The organism is Actinoplanes sp. NPDC051475, from assembly GCF_040689425.1.
Taxonomy (GTDB): domain Bacteria; phylum Actinomycetota; class Actinomycetes; order Mycobacteriales; family Micromonosporaceae; genus Actinoplanes.
Window position 1 is genome coordinate 331566 of record NZ_JBFAZZ010000003.1, and the last position, 21278, is coordinate 352843.

Consider the following 21278-nt stretch of genomic DNA (forward strand, 5'->3'; position numbering starts at 1 on the left):
CGGAGCGTGGCAGGTCTGGGGCATGAGACCTTGTCGTCGTCCTGCCGTAGATTCGGGCACGCACCGCGGGTCATGGATCGGACGCCCCGTCCACTGGCGTCCATGATGTATTGGATGTCGACAATGACGGCATGGCGGCTTGCCACCCCGGATGAAGCAGTATCGCCCATAACCCGCATAGGTGGATACCCCACCTTTCTTTCCCGCGCCCGGTGGCCGGTGAGCGAAGGACACCAGATTCCGTTCTGGGGACAGATCGCGACCCAGCAGGAAATCATCCTGGTCTTCCTCGGCGATCTCTTCAGTTATGAGCCCGAGAACGGCGGGAACGCCGCGCTGGTGGAGCCTTTTGGTGAAGTTCCCGCCTGGGTGGACACGGTGCCGCTGATGCACGGCCCTCGCGTGAGCACTGCGAGGCTGGTTCCGACCTCGGGTTTGACCCTGTACGGACAGCCTCGTTGGTTACAGCAGGACGACACACCGGCGGCCGCCCCCTGTTTCGTGTGCCAGATCGATACCGAACGCGACCTGAGCGACTGGCCGCCGCTCGACAACTTCGGATGGATGTACCTCTTCACCTCCCCGGACCGCCGACAGGCCCGCTTCCTGTGGCAGTCATGACATGTTTCTGCACATTGGAGCTTGGCTCAGGCCCGAAGGGGCTCATCGGCCGAATGCGACATGACCTTTCCCGCGCCGACCCTCAGACTGAATCGGCCCATGTTCTCCCCCGGAAAGGATCGGTCATGACACTACGGTCAAGAATTGTCGGCGGCGTCCTCGCTCTCGGCGTAACTGCCGCTGGATTGGCGGGCGCGGCACATGCGGACGCTGCCACCGCGCCGACCGGAACGGCGATTATCGACACGACGACGGCACAGCCGTCAACGGACGCAGGGCCGGTCGCTGTCCTCGCGGCGGCCGACGTCCCATGCGACAAACACATCGCCCGGGACCATGCCTACCGGGACGGCGCGTTGATTTACACCACCGACGGCGAAGGGCGACCCATCGGCGCCACGGGCAGGGTGAAGCATGCACGTCGGCCGCGCACGGATTGCGAGAGGACCGTCGGCGGTTGGGGCGGACCGAGATATCAGGGCGTGCACTTGATTGCTGCGACGCTCAACGGCATCAGCCGACGCTACAACCTCGTCCCGGCGACCAGAGAAGTCAACCTGCAGCTCATGGGGGCGTTCGAAAACGCGGCTAAGAGGTGCCTGGACGCCGGTAACGTCGTCATCTACACGGTGTCGGTGGGATACACCAACCCGGGCGTGATCCCGGAGAACTTCACCATGATGATGACAATCGGCGTGCAGCAGATCCACGTGAGCATGAGCTTCAAGAACAAGCATTACGAACAAGCGTTCATCACCAGAAAGCAACGGCAGCTGAACGAGGACCTCCGACGCGCCAACTGCGCTGGATAAGACCGAATTCGATCTCGAAACACCTTCGGCGAGCCCGGCAGCACCAGTCCGGGCTCGCCGCCCTGCCCGGCATGGACCCTTTCGCCCCGAGCAAGCCGGAGCCCGTCGTAGCCGAAGGCGCCTTCGGCGGCGGTCACGAGACCGCCGCCGAAGAGAAGGGGAAGCCGGTCAGCAGCCGAGGTTTGTTCCGGGGCTTACCCCGAGAATGCGCGCGAACCCCTTGTATCTGGCGACTCGGTCAGCCACCTGAGCCGGGTTGCCGCCTCGCACTCCAGGCCGTTGATGGCGCGGATCGTTGGCCGAGGCCCGCACCAGGTGCGCGTGGTCCCGGCGTTCCACCAAAGCGAGTGACGGCCTGGAGACCCGTGGCGCAGTGTCAGGAGCGCACCTGACCGGCCCGATGCCGTGCGGCGAACTCGCCCACCACCTCGCCCGGACGCTTCGTCAGCTCATCAGGGATTGGCCGGTGCCACTGAGGCAAGCTCTCCGGGGAAGTGGCAGGCAACCAGCCGCCCGGCGGAGACCTCGTGCAGCGCCGGCTTGGTGGTCGCGCAAATGCCGCGATCGGAGTGGATTCGCGGACCGATGGGGCAGCGGGTGTGGAAGCGGCAGGCGGGCGGCGGATTCAGCGGGCTGGGCACCTCGCCTTGCAGGACCACGCGTTCACGCAGACGCTCCACCTGCGGGTTCGGTTCAGGTACGGCCGACAGCAGACTGGCTGTGTACGGATGCAACGGCGCCGCGGTGAGTTCCTCCGACGGCGCGCTCTCCACCACCTCGCCGAGGTACATCACCAGCATGCGCGCGGCGACGTGGCGTACGGAGGCGAGGTCATGCCCGATGAACAGGTACGACAGGTCCAGCTTTGCCTGCAGATCCCGCAGCAGATTGATGACCTGCGCCTGGAGTGAGACGTCGAGCGCGGCCACGGCCTCGTCGCAGACGATCAGCTGCGGATCCACGGCCAGGGCGCGCGCGATGACGACACGTTGACGCTGGCCGCCGGAGAACTCGTGCGGGTAGCGGGCGGCCGCACCGGCATCCATGCCGACGAGGTCGAGCAGCTCGATGACACGGCGATGTGCCGGACCGCCGCTCTTGCCGTGCGCCCGCAGGGGTTCGGCAATCGTCTGCCCTACGGTCATGCGCGGGTTGAGCGAGGACATGGGATTCTGGAAAACCAGCTGAACCTCGGCGTTGTAGTCCCGTTGAGATGCGCCCCGAAGGCGGGTGACAGGCTTGCCGTGGTACGCGATGTCGCCGGACGTCGGTTCCTCAATACCCAGGATCAGCTTCGCTACGGTGGACTTGCCGCAGCCGGACTCGCCCACCAGCCCGACGGTCTCGCCCTTGGCGATGTCGAAAGAGACGCCGTCCACAGCGCGAAGCTGCGCCCGGGGCCGCCCCAGCACGGTCCGGCCACCGGCCGGATACGTCTTTGTGAGAGCGCGCTGCTTCCGCTACCGACCTGCGGCTCGATCCGCGCAGACTGAGGACTCCACCGCCACCCACATCGGATTCCGATGCGCGCGGACCATCCGATGATCGGCCGCGCCCCCGGCCCTGTCAGAGACCGTGGATGACGTTCTTGACGGTCCTCTGCGAGGAGCACGATTCTGCTGCGATCTCAGTGGTCTAGAGTCCGTCCACCAGCAGCCGGAGGACGCGTCCGATTTGGATCTTCCGGGGCACCGCGGCGCGCCCGCCTCAGTGCATCTATGTACTTCGGCAACTCAATCGCGGCTTCCTCGAGACGTCCGGTTGTCTCGTGGCCTGGGTTGGACGCGGTGCCCAGGATCTGCAGCCGGTTCCTCACCTCACGAAGGGTGCGTTCCAGAGCCGCGATGGTTTCGTCGGCGACGCCCGGCTCCAGCACCAGCCGGCCCTCCGCGGCGAGTCGGAGAAACAGGTCCCCGGCGAAGCCGGGCAGATGTGTTGCTTGGTCGTTCGTCACGCGGTGAATGCAACCCGCTCACCTGAAGCAACGACAGGAGGTTCCGTGGTGGCTGCCCCCGCGGTCATCATCTGCGCCCGGGCTACTCCCTTCTCTCACTCGATCGAGCTGGAGGATCTGCGATCGTCGAGGCGGCTCCGGCCTCGCGCCTCAGGTCCGGTCCCTGTGAAGCGCTTTGTCTAAAGCAGGCCGTTGCGCAACGCGACCGCCACCGCGTGCGTGCGGTTGCGCACCTGGAGGCGTTTGGTCAACTCGGTGACAATCTTCTTGACCGTACGCTCGGCGTAGTTGAGCCGGACCGCGATCTCCGCGGTGTCCAAACCCTCAGCAAGCAGCCGCAGGATGTCCACCTCGCGGGTGGCCAGCCCCGTCACGCTCAGCCCGTTAGGTGTCAGTACGTCGTCCTGCAGTCGGCGCAGGTGCTGCACCAACTCGGTGACGAGCCGCGGTGGTAGCGACATCTCACCGGCGAGCGCCGCTCGGATCATCACGGTCAGACATTGCGGACTGGCCGCCTTCGCCGGAATGACCGCCATCACGCCCGCTTCCAGGACCGCGATCAGTCGGCTCGACGGCACCTCACCGATGAGAACAGTGGGAATGTCGACGCCGGTCGGCTCCCGCAGCGTCGCGAGAGTGGCGTCAGGGGGTTGCTCCACCCTCACCAGCCGAATCTCGCCGTCATCGTGCGCCAGGACGAGATCCGGGCTTCGCTCGACGTACTCCAGCAAGCCCGCACGATCGACCGGATCCGTCGCATGCACAGCCACCTTGACCTTGTCCACAGCCACCTCCACAACCTGCGTGCGGGCAAGTGTGGTGACCAAGGCTCAGGGAAACCTTCCGAACATCTTCACCGCGGCTCCACCAGGGTGAATGGTGTGCCCGTGACCATCCGCTCGCCCCTCGCGCATGCGATTCAACGGCGCCGTCCGCCTCAGTGAGTCGTCGGCTTCACGCTATGCGCAACGACGTCCTCTTCGGGTGCCGTGCGTGCCCGTGCGCGCAGTCGTTCCTGCCATCGATGAGATCTCCACATATCGTCGAGCCGCAACCGCCTCGGTGACTGAGCCGTCGTGGGTGTTCCTCGCCCACATGCAGCGCACATGCGCACCCCCGCTCAAGGCGGTCGGAAGATCAAGACGAGAGACATTATGACGCTGCGACTCGGCATCATGCTGCCGCAACTAGGCAACTATGACCAAGCTACTGACATTGCGGACGCCGCCCGCATCGCTGAAGCCACCGGTTACGACAGCGTGTGGGCCTTCGAACGGTTCCTTTACCCTCGCGATCAGTCGGGCGTACACGGATTCTCCCGCATCCCCGGCCGCCCATGGCCACGGATGCACGCGGGCGTGGCGGATCCGCTCATCACCCTGACCACCGCCGCCGCCGTGACCAGCACCATTCAGGTGGGTACCTCGGTGCTGGTGCCGGGACTGCACCTACCCGGGCGACTGGCGAAAACGCTCGCGGGACTCGACGCCGCCAGCGCCGGACGTCTCATCGCCGGACTGGGCAACGGTTGGTCGGTCGACGAGTTCGCCGCCACCGGACCGCGGCCATTCGACGAGCGCGGCGACGCGCTCGACGAATTCCTGGAGATCGCGGACGCGGTGTGGTCCGCCGACCCGGTCACCTTCGAGAACGACCGCTACGCGATCACCCGCGCCGACGTCGGACCCAAACCGGCCCGCACGATCCCGGTGGCCATCGGCGGCAACGGCCCATTGGCACTCGCACGAGTGGCCCGCCGCGGTGATGCCTGGATGCCGATAGCACTGCCACCGGAAAGATTCAGTCACAGCTGGCTTCGGTCCGCGAGAGCGCGCTCGCAGCAGGCCGCGACCCGGCAGGCATCGGATGCATCTTCCAAATGGTGATCGCGAGCTTCGACCGGGTGACCACTGTCGGGCGAAAGCCCTACCGCGGCAGCGTGTCGCAGATCGTCGAGGACGTTTCGGCCCTGGTTCAGGCCGGCGTGGATCACGTCCTGTTCGTCACGGCCCATCTGGCCTCCGAAACCACCGAGTACCTCGACCGCATCGCCGAGCTGCACACCGCTACACGGGTCGCCGGCCTCGGATCCACCACCTCGGGATCGCTATCCGGAACACGAGAGGAACCACTGTCCTATGAGCACACCTGTCAGCGGAGCTGCGGTCATTCCCGTCGGCGAGCCGACCCCTGTCGTGACCTACAGCTCGATGATCTTGGAGAGTCCGGCTCGCGCGATTGACCTGGAGATCAAGGTGTCGGCGCCGGAGACCGGCAGTGATCTGCCTGTGATTCTGTTGTCACATGGCCATGGCAACTCGAATTTCCTGTCTTCTCTGCACGGGTACGGACCGTTGGCGGACTTCTGGGCCGCCCATGGCTTCGTCGTCATCCAACCCACCCACCTCGACTCGAAGACGCTCGGCCTTCGAAATTCCGACGACCCGCAAGCGCCGCTGTACTGGCGTTCGCGGGCGGAGGACATGCGCCACATCCTCGACCAACTTGACCGGATCGAAGCCGTCGTTCGCGGCCTCGCGGGCCGCGTGGACCGTGCTCGGATCGCCGTCGCCGGGCACTCGCTCGGTGGACACACGGCATCCATGCTGCTGGGCATGCGCGTGACCGACCCGACCGACGAGATCGAGGTGAACCTGACGGACACGCGAGTCAAGGCAGGTGTTGTGCTGGCCGCCCCCGGTAACGGCGAGGACCTGGCACCATTTGCATCGAAGCACTACCCGGTCCTGCGGCGCTCCGACTTCTCCGCCATGACAACGCCTGCTCTCGTCATCGCGGGTGACAAGGACCTCAACGCCAACTTCTGCGACCGAGTCAGCTACCGCACGGACGCATACTTCTCCAGCCCGGGGCCCAAGAGTCTGCTGACCGTGTTCGGCGCGGAGCATATCCTCGGTGGAGTGTCGGGGTACGACGCGGCGGAAACCAGCGACGAGAACCCCGCACGTGTCGCAACGGTACGAGCGCTCGCTTGGGCCTACCTTCGCACCGCTCTGTACCCCGGCGATCCGGCTTGGACCGACGCTGTCGCCGCGCTGGCGAACGACCCCCATCCGATCGGGCGCGTGGAAACCAAGTGATCACTCCAGCGTGGCGGTGGACTCAAAGCTCCGACCTCGATTTCCGGCCGGACAAAAGAATCCCGGTGCACTCGTCTGGCGTGGCACCGAGTCAACCCTCAAGGATGTGACGCAGCGTCCGGGCAAGGTGCCTGGTGAGTTCCTCGGATGGCATCGAGGCCAGCGGTTCGGTGCGCGCGATGTAACGACTGAAGGCCACGCCGATCAAGTGTGACCCCAGCAGTGCGACACGGGTGTCCAGGTCGTCCCCGAAATCCGGCGGGGTCCCGGGCGCCAGTACGGACCGATACACCGTGACGCTGCGCTGCTGCATCGCCAGAAGAAGTTCGGCGGCGCTGCCCTCGTCGGAGGCGGCACTGCGCAGCAGCGCGACGAGCGGGTCGTGGGCAGCGTCGGTCTCCATCCGCTGCACGAAGGCATGGGCGACCCGGTCGGGAAGCGTCTCCGCGTCGCCCGCGGCTACCTGCTCCAGGTCACGGTTGCCGGGAACGGCGGCAAGGAACAGCAGTTCCTTGGAGGTGAACTGCCGTGTGATGAGCCCGTGCGTGACTCCGGCGCGACGGGCGATCTCGCGCAGCGTGGTACGGGCATAGCCGCGCTCGGTGAAGGTCTGGCGGGCCGCCTCCAGGATGGCTTCCCGGTGTCCCTCCGGGTCGCGTCGGTGCCTGCGCACCGGCTGGTCGAAAGCACCCTGCCGGCTCATCGTGGCTCCCGCATACGAGCACTGTACTGCGGCTTTGGAGCGCCTTCCGCGGCCGGGGTATGCTTAATATCCAGTTGGATAATAAGAGTGAGGAAGTGCTGTGACGGAGACACAACGAGAGCCCGCGGCGATCGCCGAGACACGGCTGTTGCACAAGATGCATCGAGCGGCCACGACGCTGCTGGCCGACGCCGCCCACCGACGCGACAGCCCGCCGGAGGCACTTGCGCAACTGCGCGACTTCCTGGTGGCAGCGCTTCGGCATCACCACGAGAGCGAGGACGACGTGCTCTGGCCGCAGCTGGCGGCGGCGGATCCCGTGACCGGGGGTCGCCTGGCTGAACTCGGCACAGAACACGACGAGCTGGATGCGGCGCTGGACGCGCTGGACGCAGCCCCGGTCTGCGAGGACGAGGACCGGATGCGACTGACCGCCGCCGCCAGGAGGGTCCGCGATCTCGTACATGAGCATCTCGAGCACGAGGAGTCTCTTCTGTTCCCGGCCCTGGCGGCGCACATGCCCGACCAGGCATGGGCGGACTTCTCGCGTACCGTCATCAGCTCGGCGCCACCGGTGGCGCCGCACCTCAACATCGGCTTCTTCGAGCTGGTCGGCACACCCGGCGAGCTCGCGGCGGTCACGGCGAATCTGCCGCAAGCCGCTCTGGACGGGCTCCCCGCCATGCGCGAACAGGCCCGCGTCACCCTCGACAGCCTGCGGGCGACCGACGAGAACGGAGTGATCGCATGACCAGCACGCTGGTCGTGGGCGGGAGCGGCGGCCTGGGTCGCGTCATCGCGCAGCACTTCGCCGATCGCGGGGACAACGTTGTCGTCACAAGCCGCGACAAGGGGCGCGCCGACGCCGTAGCCGCCGGCATCGGCGCCGGCGTCCGGGGCCTCGCGTTGGACCTTGCCCGGCCGGAAACGATCAGCGCGGCACTCGGCAGCGTGACTGATGTCGACAACCTCATCATCACCGCGGTCGGCCAGGCGACGAACACCCTGGCCGATTTCAGCATCACCGACGCGATCACGGCCGTGACCATGAAGCTCGTCGGCTACGCCGAAACCGTGCGGGTGCTGCGCGACCGGTTCAACCCGGAAGCCTCCGTGGTGCTCTTCGGTGGGCTGGCCAAGGAACGCCCGTACCCGGGCTCGACGGTCGTCACGACCTTCAACGCCGGCATCACCGGGCTGGTGAAGACGCTCGCCGTCGAGATCGCCCCGCACCGCGTCAACGCCGTGCACCCCGGGCTGATCGGCGACAGCCCGAAGTGGCGCAACGTTCCGAATCCGCCGCACTCGGCCCAGACGCCCATCGGGCGCCTGGTGACCATGGCCGAGGTCGCCGACGCGACCCACTTCCTGCTCCGCAATACAGGTATCAACGCACACGACCTGTGTATGGACGGCGGGCTGCTGGTCACCTGATCTGCGCTCCATCACTGGAGCAGTCACCACCGCACACCACCGAAAACTTGCGCCTCTAGGAGCAGACCAATGAATGATCTTCGCACCAGACTGGAGCGGAACGCCGGCCCGCTGGAGCCACCCGACTCGACGCAGATCGGGGCGGACGTGACTCGTGGACGCCGGGCCGTGCGCCGCCGCCTCCTCATGACGGCTGTCAGCTCCGCCTTGGGCGTCACTGTCATGGCCACTACGCTAGCTGTCGTAGGCATCGGTGGGGATGCACCGCCTCCGTCGTCTCCGACGCGCGTAACCAGCCGATCCGGAGTCGTCCTCGTCGCCTATCGAGGCCTGCCGCCCAAGGGCTTCACCATCGACACCGTGCCGGAAGGCTGGTACGTCCAGGCCGACGAGGACTACAACCTCGTTCTGGCGCCGGGGTGGGCGAGCCACCCAGCGCCTCACGTCAACCCGTCGAAGGAACCGGTCTACGACCCGACCAACCTCTCCGACAAGATTTCTGTCTTCTTGCAAATCTCGCGACCTCATGGTCCGACGCGGCCCGGCGTCCCCGTGCGAATCGGTGACCGCGATGCGGTACTGGTCAAGCAGGAGCCTGGAGTCGATGACAACGGTCAACTCCCGCCGCCTGGCGGCGACACCGGATGGTCGATCTGGGTCAAGCAGCCGTCCGATGCCTGGCTCAGGATCAACTTCTGGCAGGGACTGGGCTTCACGAAGGACCAGATGGTGCAGATCGCTTCAGGGGTACACGTGACCAGCAGAGCACAAGGCACGCGCTGAGGCGCAGTGCGGATGACCAGCGCCACCCATTGACGAACATCCAGCTCTTTTGACACTGTGAGCGAGTGGCTGATCCACTGATCCACTCACCGATCGCGCGGAGCTCCGTCGTCGACGAATTGGTCGGGCGGCTGCGCGCCGACGTGCTCGGCCGGCGGTACGCCCCGGGCAGCCTGCTGCCACCCGAACGAGAGCTGGCCGCGGGCTACGGGGTGACCCGCACGTCGCTCAAGCACGCGCTGGTCCGCCTCGTGGAGGCGGGCCTGCTGGAGACCCGGCACGGGATCGGCACGCGCGTGCGCGACTTCCGGCGTACCGCTGGCCCCGACCTGTTGCCCTTCCTGGTCTCGCTGGACGGGCCGAGCTGGCTCACGGAGGTGTTCGCCGTGCGCCGTGAGATCGGCTCGCTGATCGCGGCCCGCGCCGCCGCGCACGCCGGCGAGGCCGACCGGGAGCGGCTGGTCCGGCTCCGCGACGAGATCGCCGCCGCGCCGGGTCCCGGACCGGCTCAGCGGGCCGAAGCCGAGGTCCACCGCGCCCTCGCCGCCGCCTCCGGAAACCGGGTGTACGAGCTGCTCGTCAATTCGCTGCTGCGGGCCTACGACGACGTACGGGAACTCTTCGCCGGCCCGTTCGCCGACGCCGCCGCTGCCGCCCGGCGGATCACCCCGCTGGTCGAGGCGGTCCGCTCCGGAGACCCGGCGGCGGCACACGCAGCCGCCGACGCTTACTACCTCTCCACCGAACGACTCATGCTGGGAGGCGACGGTGTTCACGACGATGCGAGAAGTGATGACGGGGGCGGTCCGGCTGAGCGGGGAGGCCGTTGAGCGGCCTATCACGCTGACCTTGCGGTTCACCGCGCCGGGCGGGCTGCACCCCCTCGCCGACGTGCGGGCCGAGGCGACTGGCCGCGTACACGTGGCGGGCTTCGCCGATGATCCGGCGGCGACCGGCACCATGGAGATCGCTCCGCTGCGGGCCGGCCGGATCGGCTACCGGCTCGCCTTCACGGCTCTCGACGGGAGGCGGCTGTGGCTGGACGGCGGCAAGGCGGTGACCCTATGCCGTCCGCTGGTCAGCATGACCAGGCTCACTGCCCGGCTGCTGGACGCCGAGGGGACCGTCGTGGGCGATGCCCGGCTGGTGTTCGACCTTCGCCGCGACTTGCTGCCGTTCCTGTCCAGCATGCGGCTGCGCCGCCGACGGCGGCCGTGGCCCGCGGCGCCGGGCACCCGGGGCACACCGCTCCCCCGGCCGGCCGGTGGCGGACCGGCGGTGGGCGACCTGCTGGCCTCACGGTGGCGGGGCCAGCCCGGACGGCTCGAGGTCTGGTACGCGACCGTCACCGACCCGAAGACCGGCACCGGCGTCTGGCTGCACCACGAGCTGGTGGCCCCGGCCGACGGTTCCCCCGCCCGGGCACACGGATGGGCCGCGGTCTTCCCGAGCGACGCCGCACCGGTCTGGGAACGCTTCGGCCCGATCCCCTGGCCCGCCGAGCGCCCGGCCGCCGGGTACGACGCCGGCGGAATCACGGCCACCGCGCAGGAGCTGGCCGGCGCGGCCGGTGACCTGCGCTGGCGGTTGCGGGTGACCGGCGCCGGCGCCCCGATGTTCACCTTTCCCCGCTGGGCCTGGCACCGCGAGCTGCTGCCGGCCGCCCAGATCCTCCCCGTGCCGACCGGCCGGTTCACCGGGACGGTCCGGGTAGGAGACCACGAGCTGGCTCTTGCTGACGCGCCGGGGAACATCGCCCGCATCTACGGCCACGGCAACGCCCGCCGGTGGGCCTGGCTGCACGCCGACCTCGGCGACGGCGACGTGTGCGAGGTGGTGGCGGCGATCTCCACCCGGCCCGGTCTCAACCGGCTGCCCGCCCTGCCGTTCGTCCGGCTGCGCGTCGGCGGCACCGAGTACCCGTCCGGCGATCCGCTGCTGGCGGCGCTGCGCTTCCGTGCCCGCCTGGGACGTCCACGCTGGACGGTGACCGGACGCAGCGGCGACCGCCGGATCTCCGTGGCCGTGACCATGCCTCCCGAGCGCACCGTCGCCGTGCCGTACGCCGACCCGGACGGAGCTCCGGCGGTCTGCCACAACTGCGAAGTGGCCGACGCGGTCATCCTGCTGGAGCGGCGTCACCGCGGCGGCTGGCACGAGGAACGGCGCTGGCAGCTGAGCGGAACCGCCCATGCGGAGGTGGGCGAGCGTGACTGATCGCCTGGGAGCCCTGGCCGCCGCCCTGCTCGGCACCGACGCCGATGAGGGCCGCCGGATCGCGACCGAGCTGACCCGGCTGGCGGTCGCCTTCCCCCGGCCGGTACGGCTCGGGCTCGGCGTCGCCGGCGGCGGCCTGGACCTGGCCGCCCGGCTGCTGAGCGGCGAGTCACTCGCCCGGCTCGACCCGTCCACCCGGGAGGCGATCTGCACCGCCCTCGCCGCCCGGCCCGGTGGCCGGGCGCTGCTCGATGCGGTGAAGATGCCGCTGCTACTGGCCTCGGCGGCCGCGGGTGCGGAAGGTACGGCACCGGCAACGGCCTCTCCTCCGGCGCCCGAGCCGGAGCTCAGCTGCGTAGCCCTCGACGACTGGCCGAAGCGCAGCCGCGCCGACGCCGTCGTGATCGGCTCCGGGGCGGGTGGCGCGATGGCCGCCCGGGAGCTGGCGCGGGCGGGACTGTCAGTGGTCGTACTGGAGGAGGGCCGACGGTTCACCGCAGCGGAGTTCCGCGACCGGCCGGCCGCCGACCGCTTCATGGACCTGTACCGCGACGGCGGCGCGACCTTCGCGCTCGGCAACCCGCCGGTGCTGCTGCCGCAGGGGCGCGGCGTCGGCGGCACGACGCTGGTGAACTCGGGCACCTGTTACCGCACCCCAGAACGGGTCCTGCGGCGCTGGCGCGATGTGCACGGCCTCGCGTTGGCCGACCCCGCACGGTTTGCGCCGTTGCTGGACGAGGTGGAGCGCACCCTGCGGGTGGCGTCCCAGCCGCTGGACGGGCTGGGTCGCAACGGCGAGCTGGTGCTGGCCGGGGCCGCAGCGCTCGGCTGGAAGGCTGCGCCGATGCGCCGCAACGCTCCCGGCTGTGCCGGCTCCTGCCAGTGCGTCGTCGGCTGCCCGCGCAACGCCAAGAACGGCGTACACCTCAACGCCCTGCCGCAGGCATGTGCCGCCGGCGCCGTCGTGGTGACCGGAGCCAGGGTGGAACGGATCGTCACGACCCGCGGGCGGGCCGTCGGGGTGCGCTTCCGCGGCCGCCGGATCGCCGCGCCGCTCGTCGTGGTGGCGGCCGGGGCGATAGAAACGCCGCGATTGCTGACGAGGTCGGGGTTGGGCGGGCATCCCGGGATCGGGCGCGGACTCGCCGTGCACCCGGCCGTCAGCGTGGCCGGCCGGTTCAGCGAGCCGGTGAATGCCTGGCGAGGCGTGCTGCAGAGCGTCGGCGTCGAGCAACTGCACGACGACGGCGTCCTCATCGAGGCCACCGCCGGTCCGCCGGGGCTGATGTCGTTCGTTCCATCCGGCATCGGACGGGAACTGCACGCCGAGCTCGCCTCCGCGGACCGGCTGGCCACCGTCGGAGCGATGATCGCCGACCAGCCCAGCGGCCGAGTCGGCGCCCGCCTGGTGCGCTACCGGCTCGCCGACACCGACGCGGACCGATTGCGGCTCGCCATCGTGGCCATCGGGGAGCTGCTGTTCGCCGCCGGCGCCGAGGCGGTCCTCACCGGACTCGGCCACCGCCCGTACGCGCACAACCTCGGCGAATTGCGCGACGCGGTGTCCACGGCCGATGCCCGGCAGCTGCATCTGGCGGCGTTCCACCCGACCGGTAGCGCCCGGATGGGAGCTGATCCTCAGCGGGCGCCGGTGGACGCGGACGGCCGGCTGCGCGGCGTCCGCGGAGTCTGGGTCGCTGACGCCTCCACGCTGCCCGGCTGCCCGGAGGTCAATCCGCAGCTGAGCATCATGGCGATCGCCCTGGCCGTCGGCCGGGCGGCGGCAGCCGAGGCGCAGCGCTGACCCGTGCATGCTCTCCCATGGCGCAGCCGGGGGCGGCGCCTTGTCGGCAGCAGCGAAACAAGCGGCGCGGTCAGTGAAGGCGCCCTTCCGAGCGATTGAGGGCGACGGACCGCCGCCTCGGGCGCCCGAGAATCCTCAACTGGGCCGATCCGCTGACGAAGGAACTCCGCGAAGAATCGAGCGCTATTCCAGGACGGGGAACGATGACCGCCGAGCCGCAGAGCCGCAGCGTGTGGGGAGAAGACTCCCACCCCCAGCCCGGACCGCCTCCACAGGCTTACCCGCCGCTCCTGAATCAGGGCCCTCATTTCCAGCCCGGCTACCCGGCGCAAGGCTATTACACCTACCCGCAGGCCGGTCAGACGACTCCGGCACCGGGCGGGTACTACATGCCGCCTCAGTACGCCTACGGCGCACCCACTGGCCAGATGTCGCACATTCGGAAGCTGCCCGGCGTTGGCGGAGTCATCGTCGGAACCGCCTTCCTCGGCGTATTCGGCGCGTTTTTCGCAGCGTCCAAGGCGAGGTACGCCGCGTCGGTCGGTGCGTCAGGGAAGAAGTACTGGATCGCCTTCGCAGTCACTCTTGGCATCGTCTGGACGCTCGGAATGATTTCGGTGTTGACCAGCGACCACGGCGGCCGCGGCGTTACGCCTGACAAGCTGGAGAAAGCCGTAATAACGCAAGGCGACTTCAGAAATGATGACGGCACCACTGTTGCCGTCAAGGACGCAGCCTGCACTGCGTCGAAGGTGGACGCTGCGGGCGCCGGCACGTACCGCTGCATGGTGGACTTCGAGGACGGTGAACAGGTGTCGTACGGGGTGACCGTCGACTCGAACGGCAGGTGGGTGACCGACGGCGGAGACTGACCGCTGCCGAACGTCGACACCCAGGCGAGGGTCAGCACCGGCCCGTCAGCGCGGGTAATAGACCACCGCGCGGCTGACACCCCAAACCGGGCGGATCGACGCGGCGATGCGCCCGTGATCGTCGAGGTCGACGACCTCGCCGTCCGTGCTGACCCCGGCGAGGCTGAGGTCGTTCAGGGCGCCGCGCCGCCACAGCGCCGGGCGGGCAGTGCCGTCCGCGGCCTGGGAACTGGCCAGGATCTCGCCGCGGTTGTTGATCGCCCGCAGCTGCGTGGAGCTGCCGCCGAGGGTGCCGACATCCAGGGCGCGGCCGTGCCGCCAGAGGATTCCGCGCTCGAACTGCTCGGCCGAGAACTGCCAGCCGATCACCCAGCCGCGGTCGTTGAGGGCGTACGTGTTGCTGCGATCGAAGGGGCCGGCGCCGAGGTCGGTGACCCGGCCACGCTGCCACACCGCGGCGTGGAAGCCGCCCGGCACGAACACCCCGCCTGTGACCTGGCCACGCTCGTTGACGTCGGACACCTCGGACAGCGGCAGGGGCCGGGCGCGGCCGTTCGTCCACAGGACCGGCCCCGCATCGGTACGGCCGACGACCTGGCCGCGGTTGTTGATCGACACGGGCAGGGCGGACGCGTCGCCCAGCGGCCGCAAGACACCGCGGTACCAGACGTACGCGCCCGAGCCGTCGTCACGGATGCCGACGACCTCGCCGTGGTCGTTGACGTCCGTCGGGTCGAAGGCATCGAGATCGATCATCCGGCCGTGGCGCCAGAGGAACCCGCGGTAGGTGCCGTCGGCGCCCTGAGCGCGACCGACCACGTCGCCGTCGTCGTTCATGGCGGTGGCGTAGCTGCTGTCGCCGCCGAGGGTGCCGAGGTCCACCATGCGGTAACCGGCCGGGACGCCGGGCGCGGCGGACGCAGCAGCGGGCGCGAGGGTCGGTGCGGCCGTCAGGGCGGCCGCGAGGAGAGCGGTGGCGAGGATGGATGGCATGGGACGGCTCCCTCCGCGGCGTCGCCGGGCGAAACGCACACTCAGCGTAGGCGCTTCGCGCCGCCCCGCCAGGGTGCGGTCACCCAGCCGACAGCCTCGCCACCTGCTGCCCGCGCTCGCCGGGGAAGGCCTGTATCCATCCGCACTATGGTAATGATGGGTAAGTTTAGGGAACATTAGGGAATGTCAGCGACAAGGATCTACCGAACCGCCGCCGGTCAGCGGGCAGTCGAGCAGCACTACCGCGACCTCCTGAGCCACTGGCCGGTTCCGAACACCCAACAGACAATCACCACACGGTACGGAGACACGTTCGTCATCGCGTCAGGCCCGGAGACGGCGCTGGCGGTCATCGCGTTGCAGGGCTCGGGCGCCAACTCGGCGATGTGGCGGCGCCAGATCAGAACATGGTCGCAGCACCTGCGCGTGTACGCGGTCGATGTCATCGGCGAGCCGGGCTTGAGCGCGCCGGCCCGGCCTCCCCTCGCGTCCGACGCCCACGCCGAGTGGCTCGACGATGTGCTGGCCGGTCTCGGGCTCACCGAAGCAGCCATGGTCGGCGTGTCCCTCGGTGGCTGGATCGCCATCGACTACGCCACCCGGCGGCCGGGCCGGGTCACCCGGCTGGCGTTGCTGGCGCCGAGCGGGGTGGGACGGCGCAAGCTCGGCGTCCTCCTTGCCGCCGTCCTGCTCCGCCCCTTCGGCAGGTGGGGCATGAGGCGCACGGTACGGCTCGTCCTCGGCCCGGCCGGGTCGATGTCCGACGTCGACCGCTCGGCCGCCGAGTTCGCGCTTCTTGTCTTCCAACATTTCTCGCCGAGGATGGACGCCGTCCCGGCCTTCGACGACGACACCCTCCGCCGGCTCACGATGCCGGTTCTCGCGGTCGTCGGTGGCCGCGACGCGCTGCTCGACTCGGATGAGACGCGGCAACGGCTGACGACGACGGTGCCGCAGGCGATCGTTCGTCTTCTGCCGGAGGCCGGGCATCTCCTGCCCGACCAGACGATGACGGTGCTGCAGTTCCTGGAGAGCGCGTGACAGCGAGCTAGAGCGCCACGGCCGCCGCGTCGACGTCCGGGAGGAAACCCGCCGCCGCCCGGCGGCCGATGGTGTCCATGGCCTCCCGGATCGCCTGCCTCGTCCGAGCGTCCGGCTCGACCGGTAGCCGGTTCCGGAGCGCGGTCAGGAGGTCGCGGGCCTGAGCGCCGCAAGCCATCAGCGCGGCGGGCGCCTCGCGTCGCACCGGCAGGCGCTCGTCGCGGAGCAGACCGGCCAGGGCTTCCGGCGATCGCACGAGACTCTCGGGCGGCATGGGCGGGTCCGTGTCCAGCGCAGCCAAGGCGGTACGGGCAGACGCAAGGATCTCCAGGTCGTCGACCACTTGTGCGCTGCTCCATCCGTTCGTGTCGGCGGTTGCCCGGCGGGCGGTCGCCAGCTCGGTGCGCAGCAGCGGACCGAACACCGGCGCGGCCACCGGGCCGATCTCGGCGACCAGGTCGGCGACGCGGCCACGGACACGACGGTGGGCCTGCCAGATGTCGGCCAGCGTCGGCAGGACTTCGTCGGCATCACCGGTGACGCGCCAGAGTGCCCGGGCGGCGCGTGACCGGGTCCACGCGTCCGTGTCCGGGGCGAGCATCAGGGTCCGCATCCGCGGCGCGTACGTTGCGGCGGCCGGGCCGATCTCGGCGACGGTTCCGGCGATGACCTCCGGGTCGCCGACGAGCTCCAGAACGGCCAGGACGACCGCCAGGTCGCCGGTGATGCGACGCAGCGCTTCGGCCGCGGCGACCGCCGTGTATGCCTCGGCAGTGGCCGACAGGCGGTGCAGCGGAGCCACGGCGGCGGCCGACCCGATCCGGCCCAAGGCCTCGATCGCCTCGATGCGCGGCAGGCAAGCGAGCAGATCGGGTACGGCGTCAGCAGCCGCCACGCCGATGGCGCCCAACAGGTGAACCAACTCGTCCGTCCGGTCGGGGTCGGCGGCGGCCAGCTGACGGCGGGCCCAGGGCACCAGGTCAGCGGCGGAGGCGCCGTACCTGCTGACGTAGGAGGCGAGGTATTTGACAGGCTGCTCCCGGGTAGTCGCCCGCAGCAGGATCGGCAACGCCCGCGGGTCGCGAAGCCCGACCATCGCCTCGAGGAGATTGCCGAGCGTCGCGCTGCCGTCCGGCTGCACCGTGAACAGACCCGGCGGCTTGTCGCCGAACAACCCGTCGTCCTCTTCCGGCCAGCTCCCGGCCGCGCGGGCGAGCGCCTCGGCGGCGGGAGCGGCCAGGGAGCCCAGGTTCGCCAGCCTGTCGGCTGCCAGGGCGCGCAGTTGGCGGCGCGGATCGCTCAGCTGCTCGCCGACGAGGTACAGCATCTCCTCGTACGGCCCCCGCCATCTGCCGACCAGTGCGCCGGTCGCCCACATCGCGTTGGCTCTGGTCGCCGGGTCGCGGTGGCAGAGGAGGGCCACCACCAGGTCGGTCCGCTCGGACACCCGGTCGCCGAAGGCCACGCTCATCGTCCGCGCATCACCACCGGCCGCACCGGCGAGGGCGAGGGCGGCCATCGTGGGCGCCGCCATGCCGGCGTCATCGCCCGCCGGGCCTCTCGCCAGCTCGATGAGCGCGGCGAGCTGGTCGGTCGGGTCCGTTGCTCGTTCGGCCGACGCCCGAAGTTCCCTCCGGACCGCCGCGGCGTCCACGCCGGGCTGCAGGCCGGCCTCGGCGCGGCGACCGATCGCTGCGACCGCCCCCATGACGGCGGCCCGGACCCTCCCGTCGGGCTCGACGGAGAGCCGGTGCTGCAAGGCGGCAAGCACCTCGCCGGCGTGTGCGCGGGAGGCCAGCAACGCCGACGGCACGGCCCGGCGCACCTTGCGGCGGGGGTCGTCGAGCAGGCTTATCAGCGTCGGCCCGGCGGCGTCGACCATCGCGTGAGCCCGCCGGTACAGCGACCGGTCGACCGCGGCGTCGTGGCTGCCCCCCGGCGCGTCGTCAAGGGCGCGCAGGTCGTCAATGTCGGCGCTGCCGATGCTCGCCAACAGCTTCAGAACGCTGACCCGACCGCGGCGCCCCGGGCGCATCGCCGCCTCCACCAGAAACGGAATCGCCGCGACCGTGCACTCGTACACGTCGCCCTGATGGTGCACCGCGCCGAACATGTAGTCCCACGCCCATGCCCGGCGCCGCTTCTTCTTGGCGACCATTCCCCGGATCGCGTCGGGCACGGCGTCCGCCGGCCCGTAGGCATGCCGCATCCGGGCCCAGTCGATGTCGTGCAGCCCGGCAACCATGACCTGCCCTCCGCAAAATGCCTTGGAGTTCCTCATTTCCACAACAAGGCCCGTTACGGTACGGCAAGCGTGCACCTCGACCAGGGCGCCGGTGAGACGGCGCCGTCGTTTCTACGGTGCCCCGCGGAGCCGTGATTCAGGGAACGACGATGATTTTGCCGCGGGTGTGACCCTCGCGGTTCAGTCGCTGTGCGTCGGCTGCACGTTCGAGCGGCAACGTGGTGGCCACCTCCACGCGCAGTTTCCCGCTCTCCGCGAGGTCGGCGAGCGCCGCCAGGTCCTGCGCGTCGGGTCGCACGAAGACGTAGTGGCCACCGAGCCCCAGCACGGCGGCGTCGGCGATCGAGGCCAGGCGGCCGTCCGCGGCGAGCAGCTCGGACGAGACCTTCAGGGCATCGCCACCGACGAGGTCGAGCACGGCGTCCACGCCCTGCGGTGCGAGGCTCCGGACGCGGTCGACGAGACCCTCGCCGTAGGTGATGGGTTCGGCGCCGAGCTCGCGCAGGTAGTCGTGGTTGTGTTCGCTCGCGGTGCCGATCACCCGGGCGCCCAGAGACCTGGCGATCTGGACCGCCAGGGAGCCGACGCCGCCGGCCGCCGCATGCACCAGCACGGTGGCGCCGTTGCGGACCTGCAAGGTCCGGGTCAGTGCCTGGTACGCGGTCAGACCGGCCAGCGGAAGACCGGCGGCCTCCTCGAACGTGAGGTTCGCGGGCTTGCGGGCGAGCGTGCGGACCGGGGCGGCCACGTACTCGGCGAAGGTGCCGCGGGAGACGAAGTCCTCGCGGACGTAGCCGATCACCTCGTCTCCCGGGGCGAATTCGGTGACGGCGACACCGGCCTGCTCGACCACGCCCGCGACATCCCAGCCGGGGATGACGGGGAAGACGGCGTCCAGGACGCTGTCCAGGTATCCCGCCTGGATCTTCCAGTCGACCGGGTTGACCGAGGCGGCCTTCACGCGGACCAGGACGGCGTCGGGGCCCAGTTTCGGCTGCGGGACCTCGCCGTACTCCAGGACCTCCGGGCCGCCGTACGTGCGGTAGATGATGGCCTTCATTGTGGTACTCCCCTTGGTGTCGTATGTATGAGTCGTCATGCGGGCCATCGGCCCGCATGTCAGGCGCGGGCCGCGACCGGCGATTCCAGCTCGATCCCGGCGCCCGATTCGGCCGGCTGGAGGTCGGCAGCTGCGCGGTCGGCCGTGATCTGGCTCGCCGGCGTGGCCGGCTTGGTACGCAGACCGAACAGGCTGACCAGCCCGACCAGGCCGAACGCGACGCCGGCGACAGCGAAGCTGATCGTGAACTGCCGCTCGGCGGGCATGGCGGGCACGCCGGCCGGCAGATTCGCGATGGTGTTCGCGGCGAGCAGCGAGGTGACGACGGCGCTGCCGATCGAGCTGCCCGCCGAACGGGAGATGGAGTTGATCCCGTTGGCGATGCCGCTCTGATGCAGCGGCACGCTCGCCATGATGAGCGCCGGCATCGCGGCGTACCCGAGGCTGATGCCGGCGCCGATCGCCATGCCTGTGCCGATGACCGCGGCCGGGGTGTCGTGCGCGATCGTCAGGACGGCGAAGCCGCCCGCGCCGACCACCGCGCCGAGGGTCAGGGTGGACCGGGCGCCGATGCGGCGCACGAGCGCGCCGGCGAACTGCGCGGCGAACAGCGACACGATCGTTGCCGGCAGGAGGTACTCCACCGAGGCGCGCAACACCGAGGCGCCGAAGCCGTAGCCGGTGAGCGCGGGCGGCATCTGTACCAGGTAGGACACGCCGATGAACTGTGCAAACATGCCGAAGCCCACGAACAGGCCGGCCAGGTTGGTGAACAGCACCGGACGGTGGACGAACATCCGCAGGTCGACGAGGGGCTCGCGCACGCGGCGCTCGACCAGGACCCACACGGCGGCCATCAACGCCGAGCCGGCGAAGCTGCCGAGCGTCCGCGCGCTCGTCCAGCCCCAGGACTGCCCCTGGGAGATCGGCAGCAGGAGCAGGACGAGGACCGCGGCGAGGGTCACCGTTCCCAGCACGTCCACGCGGCCGCCGGTACGGGAGCCCGTGGCCGGCACCAGGAAGACCACCGCGGCGAGAGCGACCAGCGCCAGCGCCGTGGCGAGCCAGAACACCCGATGGTAATCCGCATCCGCGCCGCGGGTCAGCAGGCCGGTCAGGACCAGGGCCAGGCCGCTACCGAAGGCCAAGGTGCCGCTGACCAGACCCATCGCCGCGTGCAGCCGGTCGTGACGCACCTCCTCGCGCAGCACCGACAGGGCGAGCGGGAAGATCGCCGTGGCCGCGCCCTGCAGCGTCCGGGCGACGATCAACCAGCCCAGCGAGTCGGTCGTGGCGGCCAGGACACTTCCGGCCACCATGACGACCATGACGGCGACCAGGGTCGGCTTCTTGCCGTGCTGGTCGCCGAGGCGGCCGAGCAGCGGTGTGAAGACGGCCGCGGACAGCAGCGTGGCCGTGGTCACCCAGCTGACGCTACCGACGCTGGTGTGCAGCCGCTGCTGGATCAGGCCGAGGATCGGCACCACGAGGGTCTGCATCACAGAAACGATCATGGTCGCGAGACCCAGCGCCAGGATCAACACGGTGTCACCGCCGCGTCGCGGCCGGACTTCGGAGTGCAGTCCCACTACACCGTTCCTTTCACATGCCGCGTCTGGCCAGGCTGAATAGCCGGCC

General features: G+C 69.7%; 21 protein-coding genes. 13 read left to right on the forward strand and 8 right to left on the reverse strand.

The window, feature by feature from the left end; translation table 11 throughout:
* Positions 1–114: 114 nt before the first annotated feature.
* Positions 115–621, forward strand: a complete 507-nt coding sequence (locus AB0368_RS08875) for a hypothetical protein (protein ID WP_366153229.1) — start codon at positions 115–117, stop codon at positions 619–621.
* Positions 622–746: 125 nt separating this feature from the next.
* Positions 747–1433, forward strand: a complete 687-nt coding sequence (locus AB0368_RS08880) for a DNA/RNA non-specific endonuclease (RefSeq protein WP_366153230.1) — start codon at positions 747–749, stop codon at positions 1431–1433.
* A gap of 452 nt (positions 1434–1885) precedes the next feature.
* Here AB0368_RS08880 and AB0368_RS08885 read toward each other — a convergent pair whose 3' ends face one another.
* The 3 genes from AB0368_RS08885 to AB0368_RS08895 all read right to left on the reverse strand — a co-directional run bounded on the left by AB0368_RS08885 (position 1886) and on the right by AB0368_RS08895 (position 4172).
* Entirely contained in the window at positions 1886–2812 is a 927-nt protein-coding gene (locus AB0368_RS08885; RefSeq protein WP_366153231.1) for an oligopeptide/dipeptide ABC transporter ATP-binding protein, read from the reverse strand.
* 248 nt (positions 2813–3060) lie between these two features.
* Entirely contained in the window at positions 3061–3387 is a 327-nt protein-coding gene (locus tag AB0368_RS08890) for a hypothetical protein (protein WP_366153232.1), read from the reverse strand.
* A 179-nt stretch (positions 3388–3566) separates the two neighbouring features.
* The gene (locus AB0368_RS08895) at positions 3567–4172 is read right to left on the reverse strand and encodes a response regulator transcription factor (RefSeq protein ID WP_366153233.1); all 606 of its coding nucleotides are present in this window, start codon (positions 4170–4172) and stop codon (positions 3567–3569) included.
* A gap of 369 nt (positions 4173–4541) precedes the next feature.
* Between AB0368_RS08895 and AB0368_RS08900 the strand changes: the two genes are divergently transcribed.
* From AB0368_RS08900 to AB0368_RS08910, 3 genes are read left to right on the forward strand one after another with little or no spacing between them, the layout of a single operon-like run.
* Positions 4542–5273: a TIGR03619 family F420-dependent LLM class oxidoreductase gene (locus tag AB0368_RS08900; protein WP_366153234.1), complete on the forward strand. Its 732-nt coding sequence runs from the start codon at positions 4542–4544 to the stop codon at positions 5271–5273.
* Positions 5267–5629 carry a hypothetical protein gene (locus AB0368_RS08905; RefSeq protein ID WP_366153235.1) on the forward strand — a complete coding sequence of 121 codons (363 nt, stop codon included), beginning with the start codon at positions 5267–5269 and terminating at the stop codon, positions 5627–5629. The genes AB0368_RS08900 and AB0368_RS08905 overlap by 7 nt, the downstream gene beginning before the upstream one ends.
* A complete protein-coding gene (locus AB0368_RS08910) occupies positions 5598–6488 on the forward strand; it encodes a chlorophyllase (RefSeq protein ID WP_366153353.1) in 891 nt (296 codons plus the stop codon). The genes AB0368_RS08905 and AB0368_RS08910 overlap by 32 nt, the downstream gene beginning before the upstream one ends.
* A 91-nt stretch (positions 6489–6579) precedes the next feature.
* Here the strand turns inward: AB0368_RS08910 and AB0368_RS08915 are convergent, their stop codons facing one another.
* Positions 6580–7191, reverse strand: coding sequence for a TetR family transcriptional regulator (locus tag AB0368_RS08915; protein ID WP_366153236.1), 612 nt, complete (start codon positions 7189–7191; stop codon positions 6580–6582).
* A 100-nt stretch (positions 7192–7291) separates the two neighbouring features.
* Here AB0368_RS08915 and AB0368_RS08920 point away from each other — a divergent pair, with 100 nt between their 5' ends.
* The 7 genes from AB0368_RS08920 to AB0368_RS08950 all read left to right on the forward strand — a co-directional run bounded on the left by AB0368_RS08920 (position 7292) and on the right by AB0368_RS08950 (position 14301).
* Complete coding sequence (locus tag AB0368_RS08920) at positions 7292–7942, forward strand: hemerythrin domain-containing protein (protein WP_366153237.1); 651 nt, start codon at positions 7292–7294, stop codon at positions 7940–7942.
* A complete protein-coding gene (locus AB0368_RS08925; RefSeq protein ID WP_366153238.1) occupies positions 7939–8625 on the forward strand; it encodes an SDR family oxidoreductase in 687 nt (228 codons plus the stop codon). Before AB0368_RS08920 ends, AB0368_RS08925 begins: the two co-directional genes overlap by 4 nt.
* A 69-nt stretch (positions 8626–8694) precedes the next feature.
* Positions 8695–9408 carry a hypothetical protein gene (locus AB0368_RS08930; protein ID WP_366153239.1) on the forward strand — a complete coding sequence of 238 codons (714 nt, stop codon included), beginning with the start codon at positions 8695–8697 and terminating at the stop codon, positions 9406–9408.
* 65 nt (positions 9409–9473) lie between these two features.
* Entirely contained in the window at positions 9474–10238 is a 765-nt protein-coding gene (locus AB0368_RS08935; protein WP_366153240.1) for a GntR family transcriptional regulator, read from the forward strand.
* The gene (locus tag AB0368_RS08940; RefSeq protein WP_366153241.1) at positions 10201–11625 is read left to right on the forward strand and encodes a hypothetical protein; all 1425 of its coding nucleotides are present in this window, start codon (positions 10201–10203) and stop codon (positions 11623–11625) included. The genes AB0368_RS08935 and AB0368_RS08940 overlap by 38 nt, the downstream gene beginning before the upstream one ends.
* Entirely contained in the window at positions 11618–13429 is a 1812-nt protein-coding gene (locus tag AB0368_RS08945; protein WP_366153242.1) for a GMC family oxidoreductase, read from the forward strand. The genes AB0368_RS08940 and AB0368_RS08945 overlap by 8 nt, the downstream gene beginning before the upstream one ends.
* A gap of 203 nt (positions 13430–13632) precedes the next feature.
* The gene (locus AB0368_RS08950; protein ID WP_366153243.1) at positions 13633–14301 is read left to right on the forward strand and encodes a hypothetical protein; all 669 of its coding nucleotides are present in this window, start codon (positions 13633–13635) and stop codon (positions 14299–14301) included.
* Between the two features lie 45 nt (positions 14302–14346).
* On the opposite strand, the gene AB0368_RS08955 is transcribed toward AB0368_RS08950, so the two are convergent.
* Entirely contained in the window at positions 14347–15294 is a 948-nt protein-coding gene (locus AB0368_RS08955) for a hypothetical protein (RefSeq protein ID WP_366153244.1), read from the reverse strand.
* Positions 15295–15477: 183 nt separating this feature from the next.
* Here AB0368_RS08955 and AB0368_RS08960 point away from each other — a divergent pair, with 183 nt between their 5' ends.
* A complete protein-coding gene (locus AB0368_RS08960; RefSeq protein WP_366153245.1) occupies positions 15478–16335 on the forward strand; it encodes an alpha/beta fold hydrolase in 858 nt (285 codons plus the stop codon).
* Between the two features lie 7 nt (positions 16336–16342).
* On the opposite strand, the gene AB0368_RS08965 is transcribed toward AB0368_RS08960, so the two are convergent.
* From AB0368_RS08965 to AB0368_RS08975, 3 genes are all read right to left on the reverse strand, one after another.
* A complete protein-coding gene (locus tag AB0368_RS08965) occupies positions 16343–18580 on the reverse strand; it encodes a hypothetical protein (RefSeq protein ID WP_366153246.1) in 2238 nt (745 codons plus the stop codon).
* A gap of 136 nt (positions 18581–18716) precedes the next feature.
* Complete coding sequence (locus tag AB0368_RS08970; RefSeq protein WP_366153247.1) at positions 18717–19640, reverse strand: NADP-dependent oxidoreductase; 924 nt, start codon at positions 19638–19640, stop codon at positions 18717–18719.
* 59 nt (positions 19641–19699) lie between these two features.
* On the reverse strand, positions 19700–21154 hold the full coding sequence (locus tag AB0368_RS08975) for an MFS transporter (protein ID WP_366153248.1): 1455 nt from the start codon (positions 21152–21154) through the stop codon (positions 19700–19702).
* Positions 21155–21278: the final 124 nt, after the last annotated feature.